This is a genomic window from Streptomyces sp. NPDC003016 (assembly GCF_053591455.1).
This window is the reverse complement of the sequence record NZ_JBSFTV010000029.1, coordinates 19235-42319: the sequence shown is the minus strand read 5'-3', so window position 1 is coordinate 42319 and position 23085 is coordinate 19235. Positions and strand designations below refer to the sequence as shown.

The 23085-nt window shown below is 72.5% G+C and carries 15 protein-coding genes; 8 read left to right on the top strand and 7 right to left on the bottom strand.

Annotated elements, in window-relative coordinates; genetic code table 11:
- Positions 1 to 15: 15 nt before the first annotated feature.
- Positions 16 to 210 carry a hypothetical protein gene (locus tag ACWDZ4_RS23960; protein ID WP_451510440.1) on the top strand — a complete coding sequence of 65 codons (195 nt, stop codon included), beginning with the start codon at positions 16 to 18 and terminating at the stop codon, positions 208 to 210.
- A 147-nt stretch (positions 211 to 357) separates the two neighbouring features.
- On the opposite strand, the gene ACWDZ4_RS23955 is transcribed toward ACWDZ4_RS23960, so the two are convergent.
- From ACWDZ4_RS23955 to ACWDZ4_RS23940, 4 genes are all read right to left on the bottom strand, one after another.
- Positions 358 to 1365, bottom strand: a complete 1008-nt coding sequence (locus tag ACWDZ4_RS23955) for a hypothetical protein (RefSeq protein WP_451510439.1) — start codon at positions 1363 to 1365, stop codon at positions 358 to 360.
- A gap of 268 nt (positions 1366 to 1633) precedes the next feature.
- Positions 1634 to 2740, bottom strand: a complete 1107-nt coding sequence (gene prfB / locus ACWDZ4_RS23950) for a peptide chain release factor 2 (protein ID WP_451510438.1) — start codon at positions 2738 to 2740, stop codon at positions 1634 to 1636.
- A gap of 67 nt (positions 2741 to 2807) precedes the next feature.
- The gene (locus ACWDZ4_RS23945; protein ID WP_451510437.1) at positions 2808 to 4058 is read right to left on the bottom strand and encodes a serine/threonine-protein kinase; all 1251 of its coding nucleotides are present in this window, start codon (positions 4056 to 4058) and stop codon (positions 2808 to 2810) included.
- A 152-nt stretch (positions 4059 to 4210) separates the two neighbouring features.
- Positions 4211 to 5881, bottom strand: coding sequence for a protein kinase domain-containing protein (locus ACWDZ4_RS23940; RefSeq protein ID WP_451510436.1), 1671 nt, complete (start codon positions 5879 to 5881; stop codon positions 4211 to 4213).
- Between the two features lie 410 nt (positions 5882 to 6291).
- Here ACWDZ4_RS23940 and ACWDZ4_RS23935 point away from each other — a divergent pair, with 410 nt between their 5' ends.
- From ACWDZ4_RS23935 to ACWDZ4_RS23915, 5 genes are all read left to right on the top strand, one after another.
- On the top strand, positions 6292 to 9594 hold the full coding sequence (locus ACWDZ4_RS23935; RefSeq protein ID WP_451510435.1) for an FtsK/SpoIIIE domain-containing protein: 3303 nt from the start codon (positions 6292 to 6294) through the stop codon (positions 9592 to 9594).
- 169 nt (positions 9595 to 9763) lie between these two features.
- Complete coding sequence (locus tag ACWDZ4_RS23930) at positions 9764 to 11137, top strand: ABC transporter substrate-binding protein (RefSeq protein WP_451510434.1); 1374 nt, start codon at positions 9764 to 9766, stop codon at positions 11135 to 11137.
- 84 nt (positions 11138 to 11221) lie between these two features.
- Positions 11222 to 12505, top strand: a complete 1284-nt coding sequence (locus ACWDZ4_RS23925) for a carbohydrate ABC transporter permease (protein ID WP_451510498.1) — start codon at positions 11222 to 11224, stop codon at positions 12503 to 12505.
- Complete coding sequence (locus tag ACWDZ4_RS23920) at positions 12502 to 13377, top strand: carbohydrate ABC transporter permease (RefSeq protein WP_451510433.1); 876 nt, start codon at positions 12502 to 12504, stop codon at positions 13375 to 13377. The genes ACWDZ4_RS23925 and ACWDZ4_RS23920 overlap by 4 nt, the downstream gene beginning before the upstream one ends.
- 175 nt (positions 13378 to 13552) lie before the next feature.
- Positions 13553 to 14815, top strand: a complete 1263-nt coding sequence (locus ACWDZ4_RS23915) for a glycosyltransferase 87 family protein (protein ID WP_451510432.1) — start codon at positions 13553 to 13555, stop codon at positions 14813 to 14815.
- Between the two features lie 104 nt (positions 14816 to 14919).
- Here the strand turns inward: ACWDZ4_RS23915 and ACWDZ4_RS23910 are convergent, their stop codons facing one another.
- A complete protein-coding gene (locus ACWDZ4_RS23910) occupies positions 14920 to 19863 on the bottom strand; it encodes an NAD-glutamate dehydrogenase (protein WP_451510431.1) in 4944 nt (1647 codons plus the stop codon).
- A gap of 466 nt (positions 19864 to 20329) precedes the next feature.
- On the opposite strand from ACWDZ4_RS23910, the gene ACWDZ4_RS23905 reads away from it, so the two are divergent.
- A complete protein-coding gene (locus ACWDZ4_RS23905; RefSeq protein ID WP_451510430.1) occupies positions 20330 to 20896 on the top strand; it encodes a DJ-1/PfpI family protein in 567 nt (188 codons plus the stop codon).
- Between the two features lie 95 nt (positions 20897 to 20991).
- On the opposite strand, the gene ACWDZ4_RS23900 is transcribed toward ACWDZ4_RS23905, so the two are convergent.
- Both ACWDZ4_RS23900 and ACWDZ4_RS23895 read right to left on the bottom strand, forming a co-directional pair.
- Positions 20992 to 21657, bottom strand: a complete 666-nt coding sequence (locus ACWDZ4_RS23900) for an HAD family hydrolase (RefSeq protein WP_451510429.1) — start codon at positions 21655 to 21657, stop codon at positions 20992 to 20994.
- A 59-nt stretch (positions 21658 to 21716) separates the two neighbouring features.
- A complete protein-coding gene (locus ACWDZ4_RS23895; protein WP_451510428.1) occupies positions 21717 to 22223 on the bottom strand; it encodes a DUF6912 family protein in 507 nt (168 codons plus the stop codon).
- Positions 22224 to 22500: 277 nt separating this feature from the next.
- On the opposite strand from ACWDZ4_RS23895, the gene ACWDZ4_RS23890 reads away from it, so the two are divergent.
- Entirely contained in the window at positions 22501 to 23055 is a 555-nt protein-coding gene (locus ACWDZ4_RS23890) for an Rv3235 family protein (protein ID WP_451510427.1), read from the top strand.
- Positions 23056 to 23085: the final 30 nt, after the last annotated feature.

Here is a 23085-nt window from a genome sequence, read left to right as displayed (position 1 = left end):
GGAGGAGGAAAGCGCATGACCTATGACCGACTGGTGTGCGCGAACTGCGCGGCCCCGGTGAACCAGGGCCGCTGCCCGGTCTGCCGGGCCAACAGGGCGAGGATGCAGCAGGGGGGCGGCCCGCTGGGCGGGCTGAGCCCCGCGGCACTGGTGGCGCTCTTGGTGCTGCTGGTGACGGTGATGGCCCTGGTGGCGCACCGGACCGCGTAGAGCCCGACCGTACGGCCCGGGGCACCCGGAAGGGCCCCTGCCGCCCGCAATCGCCTCTACGGCCCCTCTGAGGGCCGGGTACGGACCAATGGAGAAGGGCCCGGAGCGCGCAGTGCGCTCCGGGCCCTTCTCGTACGCCTAGGTGGTTCAGGCGGTGGTGCGGCCGCCACCGACCAGGCGCGGCAGCATGCGGAAGCCGATGCCGCCGGCGATCATCGTCGCGGCGCCGATCAGCAGGAACGAGGTCTCGGCGGCGCCCGTCTCGGCGAGCTCCTCCTTGGCCTTGCCCTGTGCCACCGGCTGGGAGCCGGCGCTGTCGGTGTCGGTGTTGTCCTCGCACTCGGCACCGTCGAGGTCGAGGGTGCAGGTGCCGGCGTCGCCGTCACCGCCACCGGTCGCGGTGGTGCCGGCTTCTTCGCCGCCGGTCACGGAGCCACCGGTGGTGCTGCCACCGTTGCCACCGGTGGTGCTGCCACCGTTGCCACCGGTCACGGAGCCGCCGGTGGTGCTGCCGCCGTTGCCGCCGGTCACGGAGCCGCCGTTGCCGCCGTTCCCGTTACCGCCGTTGCCGTTGCCCCCGTTCCCGTTGCCACCGTTCCCGTTGCCACCGTTGCCGTTACCGCCATTGCCGTTGCCGCCGTTGCCACCCGGGTCGGACGGAACGTCCGGGTCACCGGGAGTGCCCGGGTCGGACGGGACATCCGGGTCACCGGGAGTGCCCGGGTCGGACGGGACATCCGGGTCGCCCGGAGTGCCCGGGTCGGACGGAACGTCCGGGTCACCGGGAGTGCCCGGGTCGGACGGGACATCCGGGTCGCCCGGAGTGCCCGGGTCGGACGGGACATCCGGGTCGCCCGGAGTACCCGGGTCCGCCGGAGTACCCGGGTCGGCCGGGGTGCCCGGGTCCGCCGGAGTGCCCGGGTCCGCCGGGGTGCCCGGGTCCGCCGGAGTGCCCGGATCGGCCGGGGTGCCCGGGTCGGCCGCGAGGGAGATGTCGAGGCCCTCCTGGTCAACACTGGCGTCGGCGCTCAGGCCGGCCACGTCGACACCGATCCCGACGGCCGAAGCGGCCCCCGCGGCAGTCAGCGAAGCACCTGCGGCGATCACCGCACCGGCCGCTATGCGCGCAACGCGGATCCGCGTCATCTTGGTCATCTGGTTGCTACCCCCAGTAGCTGAATTCGTCAGTGGAGCAGCGCACAGGGCGAGAGACACTGGGGGTCTGTGAATTCCCCCCGGTCACACACGCCCCAGAGATACGCATGCCGCGCGCCAGCTTTGCCACTTTTAAAGGGGGCGTCAAGGTCGTTGCGTGCGCAATGCCCGAAATAGAGGCAGTTGCCTGACATACAGGAGTGCGACTGTGACACAAAAGGCAACTGCCGCCTCAAGGGCGGCAGTTGCCGTATCGACAAAGCGAGTTTTACTTCTCCTGCTGCTTGCGCCAGCGAATTCCGGCTTCCAGGAAACCGTCGATCTCGCCGTCGAGAACCGCCTGCGGGTTGCCGACCTCGAACTCCGTACGCAGGTCCTTGACCATCTGGTAAGGGTGCAGGACGTACGAACGCATCTGGTTGCCCCAGGAGTTGCCGCCGTCGCCCTTGAGCGAGTCCATCAGCGCCTGCTCCTCCTGGCGGCGGCGCTCGAGGAGCTTCGCCTGGAGGACGTTCATAGCGCTCGCCTTGTTCTGGATCTGGGAGCGCTCGTTCTGACAGGAGACGACGATGCCGGTCGGAATGTGCGTCAGACGGACCGCGGAGTCCGTGGTGTTGACGCCCTGGCCGCCGGGACCGGACGCACGGTAGACGTCGACCCGCAGCTCGGACTCGTCGATCTCGATGTGGTCGGTCTTCTCGACGACCGGCAGCACCTCGACGCCCGCGAAGGAGGTCTGGCGGCGGCCCTGGTTGTCGAAGGGGGAGATGCGGACGAGGCGGTGGGTGCCCTGCTCCACGGAGAGCGTTCCGTAGGCGTACGGCACCTTGACGACGAAGGTCGCCGACTTGATGCCGGCCTCTTCGGCGTACGACGTCTCGTAGACCTCGGTGGCGTACCCGTGGCGCTCGGCCCAGCGCAGGTACATCCGCATCAGCCGCTCGGCGAAGTCGGAGGCGTCGACGCCACCGGCCTCGGCGCGGATGTTGACCAGGGCCTCGCGCTCGTCGTACTTGCCGGAGAGGAGCGTACGCACCTCCATCTCGTCCAGCGCCTTGCGGACCGCGATCAGCTCGGACTCCGCCTCCGCGAGGGTGTCGGCGTCGTCCTCGAGCTCGGCGAGCTCGAAGAGCACCGAGAGATCGTCGATCCGGCTGCGGAGGGCCTCGGTCTTGCGCAGCTCGGCCTGGAGGTGGGAGAGCTTGCTCGTGATCTTCTGCGCGGCGTCCGGGTCGTCCCACAGGGACGGGGCCGCGGCCTGCTCCTCGAGCACGGCGATATCGGCCCTCATCCTGTCGAGGTCCAGGACGGCCTCGATCGACCCCATGGTCGAGGAGAGGGACTTGAGCTCTTCGGATACATCGACGACTGCCACGGGTCCAGCGTAACGGCTGGGCGGCCGTACGTTCCCCTCGCCCGGGAGCGCAGGCCGCCCGCCCGTGCTACGGCTGTGACGGAGACGACTGCCTCGTGTCCTGCGGAGCGGGGTCCGGGCCGGTGCCCGTCGCCGCCAGCCAGCCGCCCACGCCTATCGCGGCGGCGACCAGGACCGCCGCACCGCCGAGCAGGAAGCGCCGCCTGCGGACGGCACCCGGCTTGTTGCGGGCGGAGCCGGGGCGGCGCTGGCCCGCGGCCCGGGGGGCGCGGGCCGTGCCGCGGGCGCCGCCCGCCAGCTCGTCGGGGGCGGGGACGCGCATGCTCGTATGGGTGTCGCGGTTGGAGTCCGGGGCCGATCCGGGCACCAGGGGGACGGCGCCGCGCCGGCGCGGCGCGGCGGGCGTGAGGGGCTGCCGGGACGGTTCGTCGTACGCCTCGTACTGCGTCTGCTCGTTCTCCGAGCCCGGCTCGTCCACGTCCAGCGGCGCCATTCCGGCGAGGAGGGGGAGCTGGTCGCGGAGGCGGGCGGAGAGCTCGGAGGCGCGCAGACGGGACGCGGGAGCCTTCGCCAGGCACTGGACGAGGAGCTGCCACAGCTCCTCGGGGATGCCGGGGAGGGGGACGACGGTCTCGGTGACGTGGCGGCGCAGTACGGCGCCGGGGTGGCCGCCGCCGAAGGGGGTGAAGCCCGCCAGCAGCTCGTACAGCACGGTCGCCAGGGCGTAGATGTCGACGGCGGCGCGGGGCGGCAGGCCCTCGACGATCTCGGGGGCGAGGTAGTCGGGCGTACCGATGATCTTCGTCGCGCGGGTGCGGCGCGGGGTGTCGATCAGCTTGGCGACGCCGAAGTCGGTCAGCAGCGCGGGGTGCGCGCCGCCGGGCCCGAGCGGGCCCTCCATGTCCAGGAGGATGTTCTCGGGCTTCACGTCGCGGTGGACGACGCCGGCGGCGTGCGCGGCGGCGAGCCCGTCGGCGACATCCGCGGCGATGGCGACGGCCGCCTCGGGCGCCAGGCGGCGCTCGCGGTCGAGCCGGGTGCGCAGGTCCGTACCGCGTACGAGGTCCATGACGAGCGCGAGGTCGTTGCCGTCGACGACGAGGTCGCGGACGGCGACGACTCTGGGGTGGTCGAGTCCCAGCAGCGCGGTGCGCTCCTGGACGAAGCGCCCGACGAGCTCCTGGTCGGACGCGAGGTCCTCGCGCAGGAGCTTGATGGCGACGGGACCCTCGGGTCCGTCGCCGAGCCACACCGTTCCGGCACTGCCCCGTCCAAGGATCTGGTGGGCCGTGTACCGGCTGCCGATTTTCCGTGCCAAGACTGCTCCCTCAGCGGCCGACGGTCGCCCCGAGGCTACGCGGGTACCGGGGCGTCCTGCGCGCCGTATGGCACCAACCTTCACTTCTGGGGGCGAAATACACCCCCAGAAGTCGATAAATCAACTGACTCGTCTCAACCGACTCGGCGTATTCAGTTGCCGGCGGAGCCGCCGAGGTCGTTGAAGAACTTCGTGACCTCGTCGATCACGTCGCCGATCTGGGCGAAGAAGCCCTTCGTCGTGCCGATCCAGTCCTGGAGCGGGGTCAGTTCCCAGACCAGCCAGGACGCCACGAACAGCAGGAGGAGCGTGAACAGGCAGCCCTTGAGGCAGCCGAGTCCCGGAATCCGCATCGGACTGGCGCTGCGGCGGCGCGGCTCACGGGGCTCGCGCGGCGGGCGCGGGGCCTGCGGGGCGGGCTGCTGGGGCGGCGCGTACCGCTGTTGCGGGGGTGGCGCCTGGGGCTGCTGGTGCTGCGGCGGGGGCGGCGGTGCGTACCGCTGCGGCTGCTGCTGGGGGCGCTGTTGCTGCTGACGCTGCGGGGGCCGCTGGGGCTGAGCCCGAGGGGGCTGATGGGGCGGCTGCTGCGGCTGGCGCTGGGGACGGCGGCGCAGCGGGTCCTGGCTCGGGTCGAGGTACTGGACCTGCGTCTGCTCGTTGCGGTCGCGGGCCGCGCGCAGCTGGTTCTGCCAGGGGTGCGGGTCCTCGGGGCCCGGGGCGCCGGGCGCGCCGTCGGGGCGCGGCGGTACCGGCGGCATGACGGCGGTGGGGTCGGCGGCGCCGTACTGGGGCCGAGGTGCGCCGGTCGACGGCAGGACGCTGGTCGCGGCGGCCGGATCGTACGACCCGGCGTTGCCCGGCAGCACCTGGGTCGGGTCGGCGGCGCCGGGAGCGTCGGGGACCGGCGCGGGGGCCGGGTCGGGCGCGAGCAGCGCGCCGACGCCCATGGCCGCCTCGACCTGCGCGGACGTCGAGTGCACGCCGACGCCGGCCGCGACGGTGCGCAGGGCGCGGGCGAGGTTCTCGGCGCTGGGCCGCTCGTCCGGTTCCTTGCGCAGGCAGCGCTCTATGACCGTCCACAGCGGTTCGGGGACGGTGGTGGGACGGCGGGGCTCCTCGCTCAGGTGCCGGTGGAGCACCTCCAGCGCCGTACCGCCCGCGAACGGCGGGCGCCCCGTGACCAGCTCGTACAGCAGGATGCCGGCGCCGTAGATGTCGACGGCGGACGTCTGCGGACGGCCCTCGGCCGACTCCGGGGCGACGTACGCCGGCGTACCGACGAATTCATGCGTCCTCGTCAGTCCCGGGGAGTCCGCGAGGCGCGCGATGCCGAAGTCGGTGAGCATCGGGTGCATCCGGCCGTCGCGCTCGTCGAGCAGGACGTTCGCGGGCTTGAGGTCGCGGTGGACGACGCCGTCGGCGTGGCTGGCGGCCAGGGCGTCCGCGATCTGCGCGGTGAGCAAAGAAGCCGCGACCGGCGAGAACGGACCGTTCTCGCGCAGATAACGGTGCAGGTCCGGTCCGTCGACGAGATCCATCACCAGAGCGAGCAGATCGCCCTCGACGACGAGGTCGCGGGTCCGCACGATGTTGGGGTGGGTGAGACGCAGCAGCACGGACCGCTCGCGCAGGAAGCGCATCACCACGTCCGCGTCGTTCGCGAGCTCCTCCTTGAGGACCTTGATCGCGACGGTCTCACCGGGCTGACCGGCCACGGCTGCCTCGGCGCCCGCGGTCTCACGCTGGCGGGCCCGCCAGACGGTGCCCGTGGCGCCGCGCCCGAGCGGCTCCTCGAGCAGGTATTTACTGCCGACCGGCCGCACGTATGTGCTCCCTGCTGCTCGTGGTTCTCCGTCGTCCCGGGCGTCCGGGCCCGTGGTTCCGACCCACTGTAATGCCGCCCGCCCGCCTCCGAACGGGGCACGGCCGGGCCGTGTTCGGAGGGAAGACGCCCGTACCGCACGGATGGTTGCCGAACGCGTGTGCCACACGCGTCACTGACGGTCCCAAGCCGGCACTTTTGCGTTCACAGTCGACCATTCAAGATCACTTGGAGGTGGGTGGCGGGCGTGTTGTCAGTGGCAGGTGCGAGGATGCCTGCAGCACGGACTGTGGGGTCGGGAGCCTCGCGCCACGTGCCGACCTGTACCGGACGACGCGTCCGTGCCGGGTGGGGGGAATCACAGGGCGCCACCCCTGCCGGGCACTTCGCGCAGAAGGGACCGCTGACGCGATGCAGATCCGGCTGACCGTCCTCGCGCCGCGCAGCGGCCAGAGCCCGCACGGCGCGCATGCCGGCGCCCAGGACCTCCAGGGCGCCCCGGCCACCGGGCGCGCCTGCGACGTATTCGTCACCGCGCCCGCCGGGACCGCGCTGGCCGCGGTCGCCTCCGGCCTGGCCGCAGCCGTCTCCGGCCCCGGTTCCGGCCCGGAGAGCACCGGCGCCGTGGTGGTCTACGCGGGGCGGGAGCGGCTCGACACGCAGCGCTGCGCGCTCGGCGAGCCGCCGCTGGTCGACGGAGCGGTGCTGTCCCTCTACGCACCGGCGCCCGAGGCCGACGCCCTCCCCGACCAGACACCGGACCCCCCGGCCCAGCTGCACATCGTGGCGGGCCCGGACGCCGGAGGCGTCCACCTCCTGCACAGCGGCCGGATCCGTATCGGCCGCTCCGCGGACGCGGACGTGCCGCTGGACGACCCGGACGTGTCACGGCTGCACTGCGCGGTGACCCTGGCGGAGGACGGCCGGGTCACGGTGGCGGACCTGGGCTCCACCAACGGCACCGTGCTGAACGGCGAGGAACTCACCGACCGCCCGGTCCCGCTCCCCGCGGGCGCGCTGCTGCGCGTCGGCGAGTCGGCCCTGCGCCTGGTCCCCGGCCACCACCCCCCGTCCCTCCCGACCACCCCGGACGGCGAGGGCCACCTCCGCGTGACCCGCGCCCCGGACGCCCCGCACCGCAGCGCACCGCCCTCACAGGGCCCCACCCCCGAGCAGCACCACCCGAGCCCCGCGCCCAGCGCTCCGACGTCCTACACGACCGGCACGGGCCGCGCCGCCCTCCCCGGCGGCCGCCGGGTCTCCGGCCGCACGGGCGCGGTGCCGGGAGGGGACGCGCCGGAGCGCTCCCCGCAGGATGTCGAACACCACACGCCCGAACACTCCGCGTACGCGGACGTTCGGCACCCGGGGAGGCGCCCCGGGGAAGCACCGGCCCCGGAGCCCCCGCGACCGGAAGCCGCAGCCCCCGGGGCGCAGCCCGGCCCGTGGAGCGCCCGCCCCGCAGGAGACGCCACCCACGGCGGCGGACCGCAGCCCGGCGGATCGCAGCCCGGCGCCGCGCGCCGGCGGGGCGGCATAGGGAACTGGGCCCGGCGGCTCACCGGGGGCCGGACGGAGCCCGTGGACGAGTACGCGCCCGCCGAGGCCACCCCCCTCGGGATGCCGCCGGCCGGCCCGGGCGCCGGCGCGGCCCCCTCCCCCGCCACCCGGCCCGACGCCTGGCCCGACCCCGCCTCGCTGCTGCTGACCGCGCTCGGCCCCGGCCCCCGGCTGTGGGAGCGCGACCCCGGGCACCCCGAGGCACTCGTCCTGCGGCTGGGCACCGCCGACCGGGCCGCGCCCGGCGGCGGACGCCCGCTGCCCGCCGTGCCGGTGACCGTGGGGCTCCGGGAGGTCGGCTCCCTGGGGCTCGCCGGGCCCCGGGCCCGGCTGGCCGGGCTGGCCAGGTCCGTCGTGGCACAGCTCGCCGCGCTGCACTCCCCCGCCGACCTCGAAATCGTCCTGATCAGCACGGACCGGGCGAGGCCGCTGGAGGAGCGGACCGCCGAGTGGGGCTGGCTCGGCTGGCTTCCGCACCTGCGCCCCGCCCACGGCCAGGACTGCCGGCTGCTCCTCGCCCACGACCGGGACCAGGCCACTGCCCGGATCGCCGAGCTGGTGCGCCGGACCGACGAGGAGCAGCAGGGCCCGGACCACGGGCCGTACACCGTGGTCGTCGTCGACGGCGATCCCGGGTCCGTGGGCCTGCGCGAGGCCACCGCCCGGCTCGCCGCCACCGGCGCGGCGTCCGGCATCCACCTCCTCTGCCTCGTCGAGACGGCCGCCGCGTCGCCCCTCTCCCCGGTCACCGCGACCTACGAGGCCGCCTGCGCCGCCTCGCCCGCGTTCCGCGAATGCGGCGCCGCCGCCCTGCTCAGCGGCGACGTGGCCACCGCGCTGCGGTTGCTGCGCACAGCGGGCGGCGAGCCCGTGGGACACGGCACGCTCGCCGCGGTGGACGCGGTGTCCGCCGCCTGGGCGGAGCGTTTCGCGCGGGCGCTCGCCCCGCTGCGTACGGACGGACCCGCCGTCGGCCGGCCCGGCCGCGCGGCCGCCCTCCCCGCGTCCTCCCGCCTCCTGGACGAGCTGGGCCTGGCCAGGGCCACCCCCGCCTCCCTCATGGCCCGCTGGGCGGCGGCCGCCGACGACGGCCAGGCGCCCGGCGCCACCCGCGCGTGGGCGGTGCTGGGGGCGGGCCCGCGCGGCCCGCTCTGCGTGGACCTGACCGCCGAGGGCCCGCACCTGCTCGTCGAGGGCCCGGCGGGCAGCGGCCGCACCGAGCTGCTGCGCTCCGTCGCGGCGTCCCTCGCGGCCGCGGCCCGCCCCGACCGCCTCGGCCTCGTCCTGGTCGACGGCGCCGGCGGCGAGCGCGGCGAGGGCCTGCGCGCCTGCACCGAACTCCCGCACGTCTCCACGCACCTCGTCGCCTCCGACCCCGTCCGCATGCGGGAGTTCGCCCAGGCCCTGGGCGCGGAGCTCAAACGCCGCCACGAGCTGCTCGGCTCCACCGGCTTCGCCGAGTGGCACGCGCACCGCGAGGTGTCGGGCCGCATGGTCGGCCAGCGCCGCCCCAGCGCCGCCGAGCTCCACGGCGACCTGGACTCGCCCCCCAGCGGCACGCTGCGCCTGCGGACCACCGCGTCCCGGGAGCGCCAGGCCCGCGCCGACACCGGGCCCTCACCCCTCCCCCGCCTCGTCGTCCTGGTCGACGACTTCGACGCGCTGGTCGCCCCCGCCCTCGGCAGTACGGGCCGGCCCGCGGCCGGTTCCGTCGTACGGGCCCTGGAAGCGGTGGCCAGGGACGGCGAGCGGCTGGGCGTCCACCTGGTGGTCACGTCCGCCAGACCCGACCGTACGGCGGACACCGAGCTCGCGCGCGGCGCGCGGCTGCGCGTGGTGCTGGACGCCCCGCCGTCCGCGCCCGCCCCCGAGGAGCCCGCACCGGGCCGCGGCGGCCTGCACCGCGCGGACGGCACCGTGACCCCGTTCCAGGGCGGCCGGGTCACCGGCCGCATTCCGCGTACGGCGACGCTGCGCCCCACCGTCGTTCCCCTGGAGTGGGAGCGGATGGGCGATCCGCCGGCCCGCCGCCCGGTGCGCGAACTGGGCAACGGGCCGACCGACCTCGCCCTGCTGGCCAGCGCCCTGGACCGGGCCGCCCGCACGGTCGACGCGACCCCGCTGCCGCCCCTCGGCACCCCCGGGGACTCCTGACCCAACGTCACAGGCCCATTACGATCACCCGGTTGACACGGAAGGCGCTATTGCCGGGGCCGACAGCCGGGCGTAGGACTGACCCACGGAACAGCTAGACCGGCATCGGCGCCAGCGGTTCTCTCAAGGCTGCGCCGGTCCGTACGCGCACAGGAGAGACGGGGCAGGCATGCGCACAACTCTTCGCACACCCAGGGGACGCAGGGCTCGGAGGGCTGCCCTGGCGATGATCGCCGCGAGCACGCTCGCCCTCACCGCCTGCGGTGGTGACAAGGAGAAGGACAAGAACGAGGGCTCCGCGGGAAACACGAAGGATTCCGCGGCCACCGTCGAACTGCCCGAACTGAACGGCGAAGAGGTCCAGGTCGCCGCCGTCTGGACGGGCCCCGAACAGGAGAACTTCACCAAGGTCCTCACCGAGTTCGAGAAGCGCACCGGCGCGAAGGTCACCTTCGTCCCGGCCCAGGACCCGATCGTCAACTTCCTCGGCACGAAGATCGCGGGCGGTTCACCGCCCGACGTGGCGATGCTGCCGCAGGTCGGCGCGCTCCAGCAGGCCGTCGAGCGCAAGTGGGCCAAGCCGGTCGACGCGGCGACCCAGGCGCAGCTGGACAAGAACTACTCACAGGGCTGGAAGGACATCGGCGCTGTCGACGGCAACCAGTACGGCGTGTACTTCAAGGCCGCCAACAAGTCCCTGATCTGGTACAACGCCCAGGCATTCGAGGACGCGGGCGCCCAGGAGCCGAAGACCTGGAAGGACTTCCTCTCCACCGCCGAGACGATCTCCGCCTCCGGTGTCCCCCCGGTCTCGGTGGGCGGCGCGGACGGCTGGACCCTCACGGACTGGTTCGAGAACATCTACCTCTCCCAGGCGGGCCCCGAGAAGTACGACCAGCTGGCCCAGCACGAGATCAAGTGGACGGACCCGTCCGTGAAGGACGCGCTGACCACGCTCGCCGAGCTGTTCGGCAAGAAGGAGCTCATCGCGGGCGGCCAGGACGGGGCCCTGCAGACCGAGTTCCCCGCGTCCGTCACCCAGACGTTCGCCGACGAGCCCAAGGCCGCGATGGTCTTCGAGGGCGACTTCGTCGCGATCAACATCGCGCAGACGAAGGCGGAGATCGGGACCGATGCCAAGGTGTTCCCGTTCCCCGCGGTGGGCGACGCGTCCCCCGTGGTGACCGGCGGCGACGCGGCCGTGGCGCTCAAGGACTCGAAGGGCGCCAAGGCGCTGCTGACCTTCCTCGCCTCGACGGACGCGGCGGAGATCTGGGCCCGGGCGGGCGGGTTCGTATCGCCCAACAAGGCCCTGGACGTGGCGGCGTACCCCAATGACGTGCAGCGCGACATCGCGAAGGCGCTGATCGCGGCGGGCGACGACTTCCGCTTCGACATGTCGGACCAGGCCCCGCAGTCGTTCGGCGGCACGCCGGGCAAGGGCGAGTGGAAGGCGCTCCAGGACTTCCTGAAGAATCCGAAGGACATCGCGGGGACCCAGCAGCGGCTGGAGTCCGACGCGGCCAAGGCCTACAAGAGCTGACGGGTTGACGCGATGACGTCAGCGACCGCGGGGGGCGCCGCGAAGGTCACGCCGCCCCCCGCCGGCAACGGCACACGCAAGAGCGTGACGGGCACGCGCACAGCGATGGCGGCCGGTTTCCTGCTGCCCGCGTTGGTGCTGCTCGGCGCGCTCGTGGTCTACCCGATCGGGTACTCGGTCTACCGGTCCTTCTTCGACCAGTCGGGCGACAGCTTCGCCGGCCTCGACAACTTCGTCGAGATCTTCACCGACGACACCATCCTGACCGCCGTCAAGAACAACGCGGTCTGGGTGGTCGTCGCCCCGGCCGTCTCGACCGCGCTGGGCCTGATATTCGCCGTACTCACCGAACGCATCCGCTGGGGTACGGCGTTCAAGCTGCTGGTCTTCATGCCGATGGCGATCTCGATGCTCGCGGCGGGCATCATCTTCCGGCTGGTGTACGAACAGAATCCGGAGCGCGGGGTCGCCAACGCCGTCGCGGTGAGCGTCCACGACGTGTTCTCCGAGTCGGCCGGCTTCCCGAAGGCGCGCCCGCTGCCCGTCCATCCGCTGAAGGCGGGCGGCGGCGGATCCTTCGTCACCAAGGAGCCGGTCAGGGCGGGCGAGCAGGTCCTCCTCCCCCTGGTCGGCGTACCGCCCGCCAAGATGCCGGGCGACGCCGAGCTCGCCGCGCCCGCCGGGGCGGCGGCCGGCAAGGTCACCGGCACCGCCTGGCTGGACTTCACGAGGGGCGGCGGCGGCAAGCCCAACACCATCGACCCCAAGGAGTTCGGCCTCAAGGGCATCACGGTCGAGGCGGTCAAGGACGGCAAGGTCGTCGACTCCGCCACGGCCGGCGCCGACGGCACCTTCACGCTCTCCGCGAAGGCCGACGGGGCCGAGCTGCGCCTGCCCGCCTCGAACTTCCGGGAGCCGTACAACGGCGTCGACTGGCTCGGTCCGAGCCTGGTGACCCCGGCCATCATCGGCTCCTACGTCTGGATGTGGGCGGGCTTCGCGATGGTGCTGATCGCGGCCGGGCTCGCGGGGCTGCCGCGCGAGCTGCTGGAGGCGGCCCGGGTCGACGGCGCCAACGAGTGGCAGGTGTTCCGCCGCATCACGGTCCCGCTGCTCGCGCCCGTCCTCGCGGTGGTGCTGGTCACCTTGATGATCAACGTGCTGAAGATCTTCGACCTGGTGTTCATCATCGCGCCGGGGTCGTCCCAGGACGACGCGAACGTGCTGGCACTCCAGCTCTACCGCTCGTCGTTCGGCACGGACGCGGATCCCGGCGTCGGCAGCGCCATCGCCGTACTGCTCCTGCTGCTGGTCGTCCCGGTGATGCTCTTCAACATCCGCCGGATGCGAAAGGAGAGCCGCCGATGACCCTCACGAGTACGAAACCCAAGCAGTCCCTCCCGGCACGGATCGCGGCGCGTGCGGGCGGCGGCGCGGTGCGGGTCTTCCTGATCCTGGTCGCGCTGTTCTGGCTGATGCCGACGATCGGGCTGCTCTTCTCGTCGCTGCGCAGCCCCACCGACATCGCGGAGACGGGCTGGTGGAAGGTCTTCTCCGCACCCTCCGACCTCACCCTCGACAACTACGCCGCCCTCCTCGACAACAACACCGTCATCGACTCCCTGCTCAGTACGATCATGATCACCGTCCCGTCGACCGTCCTGGTCGTGGTGATCGGCTCACTGGCCGGGTACGCCTTCGCGTGGATGGACTTCCCGGGCCGCGACTGGTGGTTCCTGGTGGTCGTCGGCCTGCTGGTGGTGCCCGTCCAGGTCGCCCTCGTGCCCGTGTCCGAACTCTTCGGCAAGATCGGCATCTTCGAGACCACGGCGGGCGTGGTCCTCTTCCACGTCGCCTTCGGCCTGCCCTTCGCGATCTTCCTGCTCCGCAACTTCTTCGCGGAGATCCCCAAGGAGCTGCTGGAGGCGGCGCGCCTCGACGGGGCGGGCGAGATCAGGCTGTTCACGCGCGTCGTGATGCCGCTCGGCGGCCCGGCCATCGCCTCGCTCGGCATCTTCCAGTTCCTCTGGGTCTGGAACGACATGCTGGTCGCGCTGATCTTCGCCGACTCGGCCAGCCCGCCGATCACGGTGGCGCTCCAGCGCCAGGTACGGCAGTTCGGCAACAACATCGACATCCTGGCGCCCGGCGCCTTCATCTCGATGATCATCCCGCTGATCGTCTTCTTCGCGTTCCAGCGGCAGTTCGTGTCCGGCGTCATGGCCGGCGCGGTGAAGTAGACATACCCGCACATCCGCACCCACCACGGCGGCCCGGTCCCCACGACCGGGCCGCCGTCCGGCATCTCGGCCGGGCAGGCAGGCACGAAGAACGGGTCCGCGAAGGACGTCGCCGCCGCCCACGCGGCGCGCACCAAGGCATAGGAACAGCCCGGGGTGGCTAAAGTGCGCGTTGATGACGACGCAGCAGATCGCGGCCACCGACGCGAACACCGCCCCCGGCTCCCCCAACCCCGCGGCCGCCGCGCGCCGCTGCGGCCGCAGGCTCGGTGCCGTCTGGGCCGCCACCCGCCTCGCCATGCTCGCCCTGCTCGCGCAGCCCCTCGGCTTCTTCCAGGTGGGCACGGTCAACGGCGAGGTCCACCAGATCTACCACCGCTGGTACGAGCAGCTCGCCCGGGGCGGCTTCCCCCTGGACGACGTCATGTGGCAGTACCCGCCCGGCGCGGCCCTGGTGATCCTCGGGCCGGGCGCCCTGCCCTGGCTCACCTACTTCCAGGCGTTCCTCGTCCTCACCCTGGCCGCCGACGCGCTGCTCGCCGTCGCCCTCGCGCGCGCGGGCCGGCGCCCCGGCCGCTCCACGGCCGGTGCCTGGATGTGGGTGTGCGCCCTGCCGCTGCTCCTGCACCTGCCTCTCGTCCGGTACGACGTCCAGGTCACCGCCCTCGCCGCACTGGCCCTCCTCTGCATGCACCGCCGTCCGCGCGTCGGCGGTGTGCTCGCCGGGCTCGGTGCGACGGTGAAGCTCTGGCCGGTCCTCGTCCTGCTGGGCGCCCCCCGCGGACGTACCACCCGCCACGCCTGGCTGTCCGCCGCCGCCGGCGCGGCGGCGCTCCTCGCCGTCCTCGCGTCCACCTTCTCGCACACCTTCGACTTCCTGCGCCAGCAGGGCAGCAGGGGCGTGCAGATCGAATCGGTCGCCGGCACCGTGCTGTCCCTGGCGCGGCCGGCCGGCTGGCCGGGCAAGGTCGAGTACCGGTACGGCGCCATGGAGTTCACCGGACCGTACGTCTCCTCCTTCGCCCACGCCTCCCTCCTCGCCACGGCCGCCGCCTTCTGCTGGCTGCTGCTGTGGCGCGTCAGGGCCCGCCGCTGGACACCGGCCACCCCCTTCGACGCCGCGCTGGCCGCCGTGCTGCTCTTCACCGTCACCAGCCGGGTGATCAGCCCGCAGTACCTGGTCTGGCTGCTCGGCCTGGCCGCCGTCTGCCTCACCTCGCGCGCCACCACCCAGCGCCCGGTCGCGGCACTGCTGCTGCCCGCGACCGCCGTGAGCACGCTCGCCTACCCGGTGCTGTACGACGACGTGGTGACGGGCACGCCGCTGGGGTGCGCGCTCATGGTCGTACGCAACGGCCTGCTCGTCGCGGCGGCCCTGCTGTCCTGCCGCAGGCTGTGGGCCTCCGCGACGAGCAGTGCGTTGCCGGGGCAGGGGTAGGCAGGGGTAGGAACAGGAAAAGGGGGCGCCCCGCACCGGACATACCGGTGCGGGGCGCCCCCTGCGTACCGATCGGACTGCGTACCGATCAGGCCGCGTACCGGTCAGACGCGCGTACGCAGCATCGTCCGCATCGTGCGCATGGCCACCGACAGGTTCGCCAGGTCGAACGCGTCCGATCCCCGGATCTCGTCCAGCGTGGTCCGCGCGCGGCCCAGGATCGCCGCGTTCTTCTCCTCCCACGCCTTGAAGCGCTCCTCAGGCGTCGAGGCCCCGTCGCCCACGGAGAGCACGTCCTGCGTCAGGCCGGCGTGCACCGCGTACAGGTCCTCGCGGATGGAGGCGCGGGCCATGGACTGCCAGCGGTCGGCCCGCGGCAGCTCGATGATCCGGTCCATCAGCTGGGTGATGGAGAGGCGGTCGGCGAGGTCGTAGTACACCTCGGCGACCTCCATCGGCGCCTTGCCGGTGCGCTCGGCGATCGCGACGATGTCGAGCGTCGGGAAGGCCGACGAGAACCCGGCCACCCGCAGCGCGAGCTCCTCGGGAACGCCCGCCGTCGTCAGCTCGTCCAGGATGGACTGGTACCACTCCAGGTCCGCGCCGCGCAGCAGCTTCGGCAGCTCGTCCCAGACCCGCGCCACACCGTCGCTGAAGAACTCGATGGTCTCGGCGAGCTCCAGCGGCTGCGGCCGGTTGCCCAGCAGCCAGCGCGTACCGCGCTCGACGAGACGGCGCGAGTGCAGCCGGATCCGGGTCTGGACGTCGGCCGCGACCTTGTTGTCGAGCGCCTCGACGGCGTCCCAGACGTCGCTGAGCCCGAAGATCGCGCGGGCCGAGAACTGCGCCCGTACGATCTCCTCGACCGACGCCCCGGTCTCCTCCCGCAGGCGGTGCAGGAAGGTCGAGCCACCGGCGTTGACGGTGTCGTTGACCAGCACCGTCGTGATGATCTCGCGGCGCAGCGCGTGCGCGTCGATCTGCTCGGGGAACTTCTCGCGCAGCGCTTCGGGGAAGTACGCGTGCAGCAGGCCCCGCAGGCACGGGTCGTCCGGCAGGCCGGTGTGGATCAGCTCGTCCGCCACCGTGATCTTGGTGTACGCCATCAGGACGGCGAGCTCCGGCTGGCTCAGGCCGCGGCCCGCGCTCAGCAGTTCGCGGATCTGCCGGTCGGTGGGCAGGAACTCCAGGGCGCGGTTCAGGTGCCCGTCGCGCTCCAGCCGGCGCATGAAGCGCTGGTGGGCGTGGAGCAGGGAGGGCGCCTGGGTGACGGCGTTGGCCAGCGCGGTGTTCTGCGCGTAGTTGTTGCGCAGGACGAGCGTGCCGACCTCGTCGGTCATCGTGGCGAGCAGCTTGTTGCGCTGCTTGACGGTCATGTCGCCGTCCGCGACCAGGCCGTTCAGCAGGATCTTGATGTTCACCTCGTGGTCGGAGGTGTCCACGCCCGCGCTGTTGTCGATGGCGTCGGTGTTGATCCGGCCGCCGCTGCGCGCGAACTCGATGCGGCCGAGCTGGGTCGCGCCCAGGTTGCCGCCCTCGCCGACGACCTTGACCCGCAGGTCCTCGCCGTTGACGCGGATGGCGTCGTTCGCCTTGTCGCCGACGTCGGCGTTCGACTCCGCCGAGGACTTGACGTACGTACCGATGCCGCCGTTCCACAGCAGGTCGACCGGCGCCTTGAGGATCGCCTTCATCAGATCGGCCGGGGTCATCTTGGTGACGCCCCGTTCGATGCCGAGCGCCTCGCGGATGTGCGCGTTGACCGGGATCGCCTTGGCGCTGCGCGGGTGGACGCCGCCGCCCGCGGACAGCAGCGAGGTGTCGTAGTCGGCCCACGAGGAGCGCGGCAGCTCGAACAAGCGGCGGCGCTCGGCGTACGAGGTGGCCGCGTCCGGGTTCGGGTCGATGAAGATGTGGCGGTGGTCGAAGGCCGCGACGAGGCGGATGTGCTCGGAGAGCAGCATGCCGTTGCCGAAGACGTCGCCGGACATGTCACCGACGCCGACGACCGTGAAGTCCTCGTTCTGGGTGTCGTGGCCGAGCTCGCGGAAGTGCCGCTTGACGGACTCCCAGGCGCCGCGGGCCGTGATGCCCATGCCCTTGTGGTCGTAACCGACCGAGCCGCCGGACGCGAAGGCGTCACCGAGCCAGAAGTTGTACGCGACCGCGATCTCGTTGGCGATGTCGGAGAAGGTCGCGGTGCCCTTGTCGGCGGCGACGACGAGGTACGTGTCGTCCTCGTCGTGGCGCACGACGTCCTTCGGCGGCACGACCTCGCCCGCCACCATGTTGTCGGTGATGTCGAGCAGCGCCGAGATGAAGGTCTTGTACGAGGCGATGCCCTCGGCCATCCACGCGTCGCGGTCGACGGACGGATCGGGGAGGTTCTTCGCGACGAAGCCGCCCTTGGCGCCGACCGGCACGATGACGGTGTTCTTCACCATCTGCGCCTTGACCAGGCCGAGCACCTCGGTACGGAAGTCCTCCCGCCGGTCCGACCAGCGCAGACCGCCGCGGGCGACCTTGCCGAAGCGCAGGTGGACGCCCTCGACGCGCGGCGAGTACACCCAGATCTCGAACGCCGGGCGGGGCGCGGGGAGGTCCGGGATGGCCTGCGGGTCGAACTTCATCGACACGTAGGAGTGCGGCTCGCCGGTCGCGGTCTTCTGGAAGAAGCTGGTGCGCAGCGTCGCCTTGATGACGGTCAGGAAGGACCGCAGGATCCGGTCCTCGTCGAGGGAGGCGACCTGGTCGAGCGCGCCGTCGAGCTCTTCGAGCAGCCCGTCGGTCAGCTCGGTGCCCGCGCTCTGGCGCTCCGGCGACATCCGCGCCTCGAAGAGCGAGATCAGCAGCCGGGTGGTGTGGACGTTGTTGCGGAGGGTGTCCTCCATGTAGTCCTGGCTGAAGGTCGACCCGGCCTGGCGCAGGTACTTCGCGTACGCGCGCAGCACCATCGCCTGGCGCCAGTTCAGGCCGGCGCTCAGGACGAGGGCGTTGAAGCCGTCGTTCTCGGCCTGCCCGGTCCACACGGCGGCGAAGGTGTCCTGGAAGCGCTCGCGCGCGTCGTCGGCGAGGTAGTCGCCGTTGCCGTTCGACTTGGGCATGCGCAGGCCGAAGTCGTAGATCCAGGCGTGCGTGCGGTCGGCGCAGCGCAGCTCGTACGGACGCTCGTCGACGACCTCGACGCCGAGCCGCTGGAGCACCGGCAGGACCGCGGACAGGGAGACCTGCTCGCCGATCCGGTAGATCTTGAAGCGGCGCTCGTTCGGTCCGGCGCCCACCGGCTCGTACAGGGACAGCGCGAAGCTGTTGCGGCCGTGCGTCAGCTGCTCCAGGTGGACCAGGTCGGCGACGGCGGCGCGCGGCGAGTGGTCGGCCTTGTAGCCCTCGGGGAAGGCGTGCCCGTAGCGGCGCAGCAGCTCGGCGGCGCGCTCCTCGCCGCACTCGGCGTTCAGGGCCTCGGAGAAGCCGTCGGCCCAGGAGCGGGCGGCCTCGACCAGGCGGGCCTCGATGCGCTCGGTGTCGGCGTCGGTGAGGTCGGGCAGCTCGGTGCCCGGCGGGACGCGGACGACGAAGTGCAGACGGGAGAGGATCGACTCGGTGTTCCAGGCGGTGAAGTCGACGCTGATGCCGCCGAGCTCCTCCTTGAGGATGTCGATGAGCCGCAGCCGCACCGCGGTGGTGTAGCGGTCGCGGGGCAGGTAGATCAGGGCCGAGTAGTAGCGCCCGTACTCGTCCTTGCGCAGGTACAGGCGCAGCCGGCGCCGCTCCTGGAGGTAGAGCACGCTCGTCACGATCGACGTCAGCTGGTCGACGGGCGTCTGGAAGAGCTCGTCGCGCGGGTACGTCTCCAGGATCTGGAGCAGGTCGCGGCCGTCGTGGCTGTTGGGCGAGAAGCCCGCCGTCTCCAGGACCTCGGCGACCTTGCGGCGGATGACGGGGACGCGGCGTACGGACTCGGTGTACGCGGCCGAGGAGAACAGTCCGAGGAAGCGGCGCTCGCCGACCACGTTGCCGTCGGCGTCGAACTTCTTCACGCCGACGTAGTCGAGGTAGCTGGGCCGGTGCACGGTCGAGCGGCTGTTGGCCTTCGTCAGTACGAGCAGCTTGTGCTCGCGGGCCTTGGCACGGGCGTCGGCGGGCAGCCGGCTGAAGGACGGGCTCACCGGGTGTGCCTCGTCACCGCTGTGGTGCGGGTCGGAGCGGAGGATGCCGAGTCCGGTGCCGGGGACGGCGGCGAGCGCGTCGTCGTCGGTCAGCTGGTACTCGCGGTAGCCGAGGAAGGTGAAGTGGTCGGCGGCCAGCCAGCGCAGCAGCTCGCGGGCCTCGTCGACCTCCTGGTCGCGCAGGTCGTCGGCGGTGGGCTCGCTCGGCAGCTCGTCGGCGATGCGCAGCGCGGAGTCGCGCATCTTCTCCCAGTCCTCGACGGCCTCGCGGACGTCGGACAGGACGCGCAGCAGGTCGGCGGTGATCTGCTTGAGGTCGGAGCGGTCGGTCTCACGGTCGATCTCGACGTGGATCCAGGACTCCACGCACGCGTCGTGCGGCAGCTCCTGATTGCCGACGCGCGCTCCGTCGGTGGGCAGGACCTCGATCAGCTTGCCGGCGACATCGCGCCGCACGGTGACCTGCGGGTGGATCACGACATGGATGCCGCGGCCCTGGCGGGACAGTTCGTTGGTGACCGAGTCGACCAGGAACGGCATGTCGTCGGTGACCACCTCGACGACGGAGTGGCTGCAGGTCCAGCCGTTCTCCTCGACGGTCGGGGTGTGGACCCGGACGCTGGCGGTGCCCTGCGGACGGCTCTCCGCCAGCCGGAAGTGCGAGAGGGCCGCGCCGAACACGTCGACCGGGTCGCGGTCGGCGAGGTCTTCGGGGGCCGTGTGCAGGTAGTAGCGCTGGAGGTACGCGAGGAGTGTGTCCCGGTCGGGAATGCCTTCGCTCGTGGACCCGGACGAAGGTTGCCCCCCGGCCGGGCTGTTCTCAGCTACCCGGGCCGCCCGTACGAGCAGCTCGGCCTTGGCTTCGTCCAGCTTGGTCTGCATGTCCTCTGGCTCCTGTCGCGCGCCATTGCGTGACGTAGGTGAAGAAAGATGGCACAACGCCACGACACGGAGTGTCCGATCGGGTCGACGCCATGCCGCGATGAGAGATACCCCACGACGTTACTGGCCATTTCTGACGGCCGGTCCGGGTTTCGGGGACCAGCGATCGCCCGGGCACGGTGGTGCTCCGGGCGGATGCCGGGGGCCTCACTGCCCCGAGGGCTATCGCGCTGATCACGGCACCAGGCTATCCCCCCGCACCGGGGCGCCGTCATGTCCGGTCGGTGTACAAAACCGGCCCGCAAGTTTGACACTCTGGACAGCGCAGCGCGCGCCACTTCGTGGCAGGCACCGCCCGGCGGTCCCTCGGCCGCCGGATCCGGCGGGGCGCCTTGGCAAACGCCGCCCGCCGGTGCAGGTTGAACCGGACGGCACGGCACAGGCCGCCCGAGGGGAGCACCCTGCCATGGCACCCAAGATCCTCATCGTCACCGGCGACGCAGCGGAGTCGCTGGAGGTCCTCTACCCGTACCAACGCCTGCGTGAGGAAGGGTACGACGTCCATATCGCCGCCCCGACCCGCAAGAAGCTCCAGTTCGTGGTCCACGACTTCGAGCCCGGCTTCGACACGTACACGGAGAAGCCCGGCTACACCTGGCCCGCCGATCTCGCATTCTCCGAGGTGGAAGCCGGCCAGTACGCCGCCGTGGTGATCCCCGGCGGGCGGGCACCGGAGTACCTGCGCAACGACCCGGAACTCCGCAAGATCCTCAAGGCGTTCTTCGACTCGGACAAGCCGGTGGCCCAGATCTGCCACGGCCCGCTCCTGACGGCGGCCGTCGACGGGCTCGCCGGCCGCCGGGTCACCGCGTATCCGGCCCTGGAACTCGACATGCAGTCCGCCGGGGCGACCTTCCAGGACGCCGAGACGGTGGTCGACGGCACCCTGGTCTCGGCCCGCGCGTGGCCGGACCACCCGAGCTGGATGCGTGAGTTCCTCACGGTGCTGCGCGCGAAGAGCCCGGTGACCTGAGCGCGCGGCGGGGCGGGACGCGCCGAAGCGGGGCGGCGCGAGCCCGAACCGGGGCGGTGGCGGTGCGGGGCAGGGCCGAGCAGGGGGCGCGCCCCTCACTCCATCCACCGCTCCGCCAGCGCCACCGCCTCCCCCAGGCTGTCCACCACCGGCACGCCGGCCGGCTCCAGACTGGCCCTGCTGTGCGAGCCCCCCGTATAGAGCACCGCCCGCGCCCCCACGTGCGCCGCCGCCACCGCGTCGTCGACCGCGTCGCCGATCACGACCACCTGCTGCGGCGTGACGCCGCCCAGCGCCGCGACATGGCGGGCCATGTGCGCGGCCTTGCTGCCGCCCGAAGGCCCGGTCCGCCCGTCGACCCGCACGAAGTGCCGCTCGATGCCGTACCCCCGCACCACCGGGAGCAGCTGCTCATGTCCGTACATGCTCAGCAGTGACTGGCTGCGGCCTGTCGACTGCCACTCCACCAGCAGTTCCTCGACGCCGTGCGTGAGCGCGCACACCACGCGCAGCTCGGTGTAATGCCGGTGGAAGGCCTCGTCCATGGCCAGCCACTCCGCGTCCGTCGGCAGCCGCCCCATCAGCCGCTCGTAGAAGCGGGGGATGGGCACGCAGTACAGCTCGCGGTACCGCTCCAGCGTGATCGGTTCGATCCCGATCTCCGCGAACGCCGCGTTCGTCGCGCCGATGACCGCACTGATGTCGTCGAGCAGCGTGCCGTTCCAGTCCCAGACGAGGTGCTTCGTCGTGTGCTTCCCCATTCCGAGAAGGTACCCACGGGGTACGACAACGCAGACATCCCGGCCGGGATCGGCGGGGCTCAACCGATCAGATGGGGGATCTCCTGCACCCCGTACCACAGCAGTTCGTGGTCCTCCGCCCCGTCCACCGTGAACTGCGCGTCGTCGTCCCCGTGGTCCGCCGCTCCCAGCGCCGCGGCCGCCGCCGTCACGTCCGCCTCCGCGTCGTCGGCGTCGACGTGCACCGCCGCGGCCTTCTTCAGCGACACCGCGGCGGCGATCCGCACCTCGCCGATCGCCGCGGCGTCCAGTCCCCGGTCCGGGTCGGCGACCGCGTCCCCGTCCGGTACGTCGACGGCCACGACGACCCGGCGCCGCGCGGCGCCCGGGTCCCCCGCCACCAGCCGCAGCGACGCGGCAGCGGCCCGGTTGAGCGCGGCGTACTCGAGCTCCTCGATGTCGTCCGAGACGTACCACTCGCGCAGCCCGGGGGTCACGGCGTAGGCGGCCAGCGGGCCGGGCCCCAGCTCGCCGGCCTTGTGCGCCTCAGCGAGACCGGAAAGGGTCAGGGGGACGTAGACGCGCATCGGCAGGCCGCTTTCGTAGTCGGGGACGGACTCAAGGATACGTACGGAGTCCCCCTTCGGGGTGGTGGTCCCCGGCTCCCGCGACGTCCACCCCGTGAGGCGTGTGCGGAGCGGTCACCGCCCCGGCACTGCTTCCCGTCACCCTGATAGGTGATTCGTCCGGCCGGCGTCCTTGCGCCCAGCGCTTCTTGCCGCCGCCCGCCCGTCCCCGTAGAAGAACACCAACAGAAGTTACCGCCCGGTATCGAAGCCGGGCCGGCAGAACGGGGGCACACAGATGAGCAAGGACAGGACCCGGCCGCACGGACGCCACGACCAGCGCGGACCCGGCGCTCCCGCCCTCAGGGCGAGGGCCCCCAGGACAGCGGCCGGCAGCCCCGCAGCCGGCACCCCCCACACCCCGTCCACCACCACGCCCGTCACGTCCACCAGGCCCGCCACACCCGCCACACCCGCGGCCCAGGCACTCCGGCACCGCCACCGCCGCCCCACCCCGCACGAACAGTTCGCCGAGCGCCTGCTGGCGGTGCTCAGCGGCCGGCGCCCCGTCCATTGGATGCTTGGGCACACCATCGGCGAGGCGTACGAGCAGCTCGTCCGGCTCGCGCCCACCACCCCGCTGCGCACGCGCGGCACGCTTCCCGTCGTACGCACCTGCGGCGGCTTCCATCCGCGTCCCGGCGTCGTCGAGGCCTTCGCGAGCATCGCGGCCGGCGAGCAGGTACGGGCGATGGCGTTCCGCCTGGAACAGGGCCGCGACCTGCGCTGGCGGTGCGCCGCCGTCGAACTGGGCGGCACACCGGCGGCGACCGCCGCCTGCACCCCCACGTGAACGCGGCGCAGACACGGCCGGGTCCGCGGC

What these genes read in the sequence shown, in the direction of transcription:
- ACWDZ4_RS23960 (WP_451510440.1), top strand. Translation starts at nt 16, where the DNA reads ATGACCTATGACCGACTGGTGTGCGCGAACTGCGCGGCCCCGGTGAAC.
- ACWDZ4_RS23915 (WP_451510432.1), top strand. Translation starts at nt 13,553, where the DNA reads ATGACGACGCAGCAGATCGCGGCCACCGACGCGAACACCGCCCCCGGC.
- ACWDZ4_RS23935 (WP_451510435.1), top strand. Translation starts at nt 6,292, where the DNA reads ATGCAGATCCGGCTGACCGTCCTCGCGCCGCGCAGCGGCCAGAGCCCG.
- ACWDZ4_RS23905 (WP_451510430.1), top strand. Translation starts at nt 20,330, where the DNA reads ATGGCACCCAAGATCCTCATCGTCACCGGCGACGCAGCGGAGTCGCTG.
- ACWDZ4_RS23955 (WP_451510439.1), bottom strand. Translation starts at nt 1,365, where the DNA reads ATGACCAAGATGACGCGGATCCGCGTTGCGCGCATAGCGGCCGGTGCG.
- ACWDZ4_RS23890 (WP_451510427.1), top strand. Translation starts at nt 22,501, where the DNA reads ATGAGCAAGGACAGGACCCGGCCGCACGGACGCCACGACCAGCGCGGA.
- ACWDZ4_RS23895 (WP_451510428.1), bottom strand. Translation starts at nt 22,223, where the DNA reads ATGCGCGTCTACGTCCCCCTGACCCTTTCCGGTCTCGCTGAGGCGCAC.
- ACWDZ4_RS23930 (WP_451510434.1), top strand. Translation starts at nt 9,764, where the DNA reads ATGCGCACAACTCTTCGCACACCCAGGGGACGCAGGGCTCGGAGGGCT.
- ACWDZ4_RS23920 (WP_451510433.1), top strand. Translation starts at nt 12,502, where the DNA reads ATGACCCTCACGAGTACGAAACCCAAGCAGTCCCTCCCGGCACGGATC.
- ACWDZ4_RS23900 (WP_451510429.1), bottom strand. Translation starts at nt 21,657, where the DNA reads ATGGGGAAGCACACGACGAAGCACCTCGTCTGGGACTGGAACGGCACG.
- ACWDZ4_RS23910 (WP_451510431.1), bottom strand. Translation starts at nt 19,863, where the DNA reads ATGCAGACCAAGCTGGACGAAGCCAAGGCCGAGCTGCTCGTACGGGCG.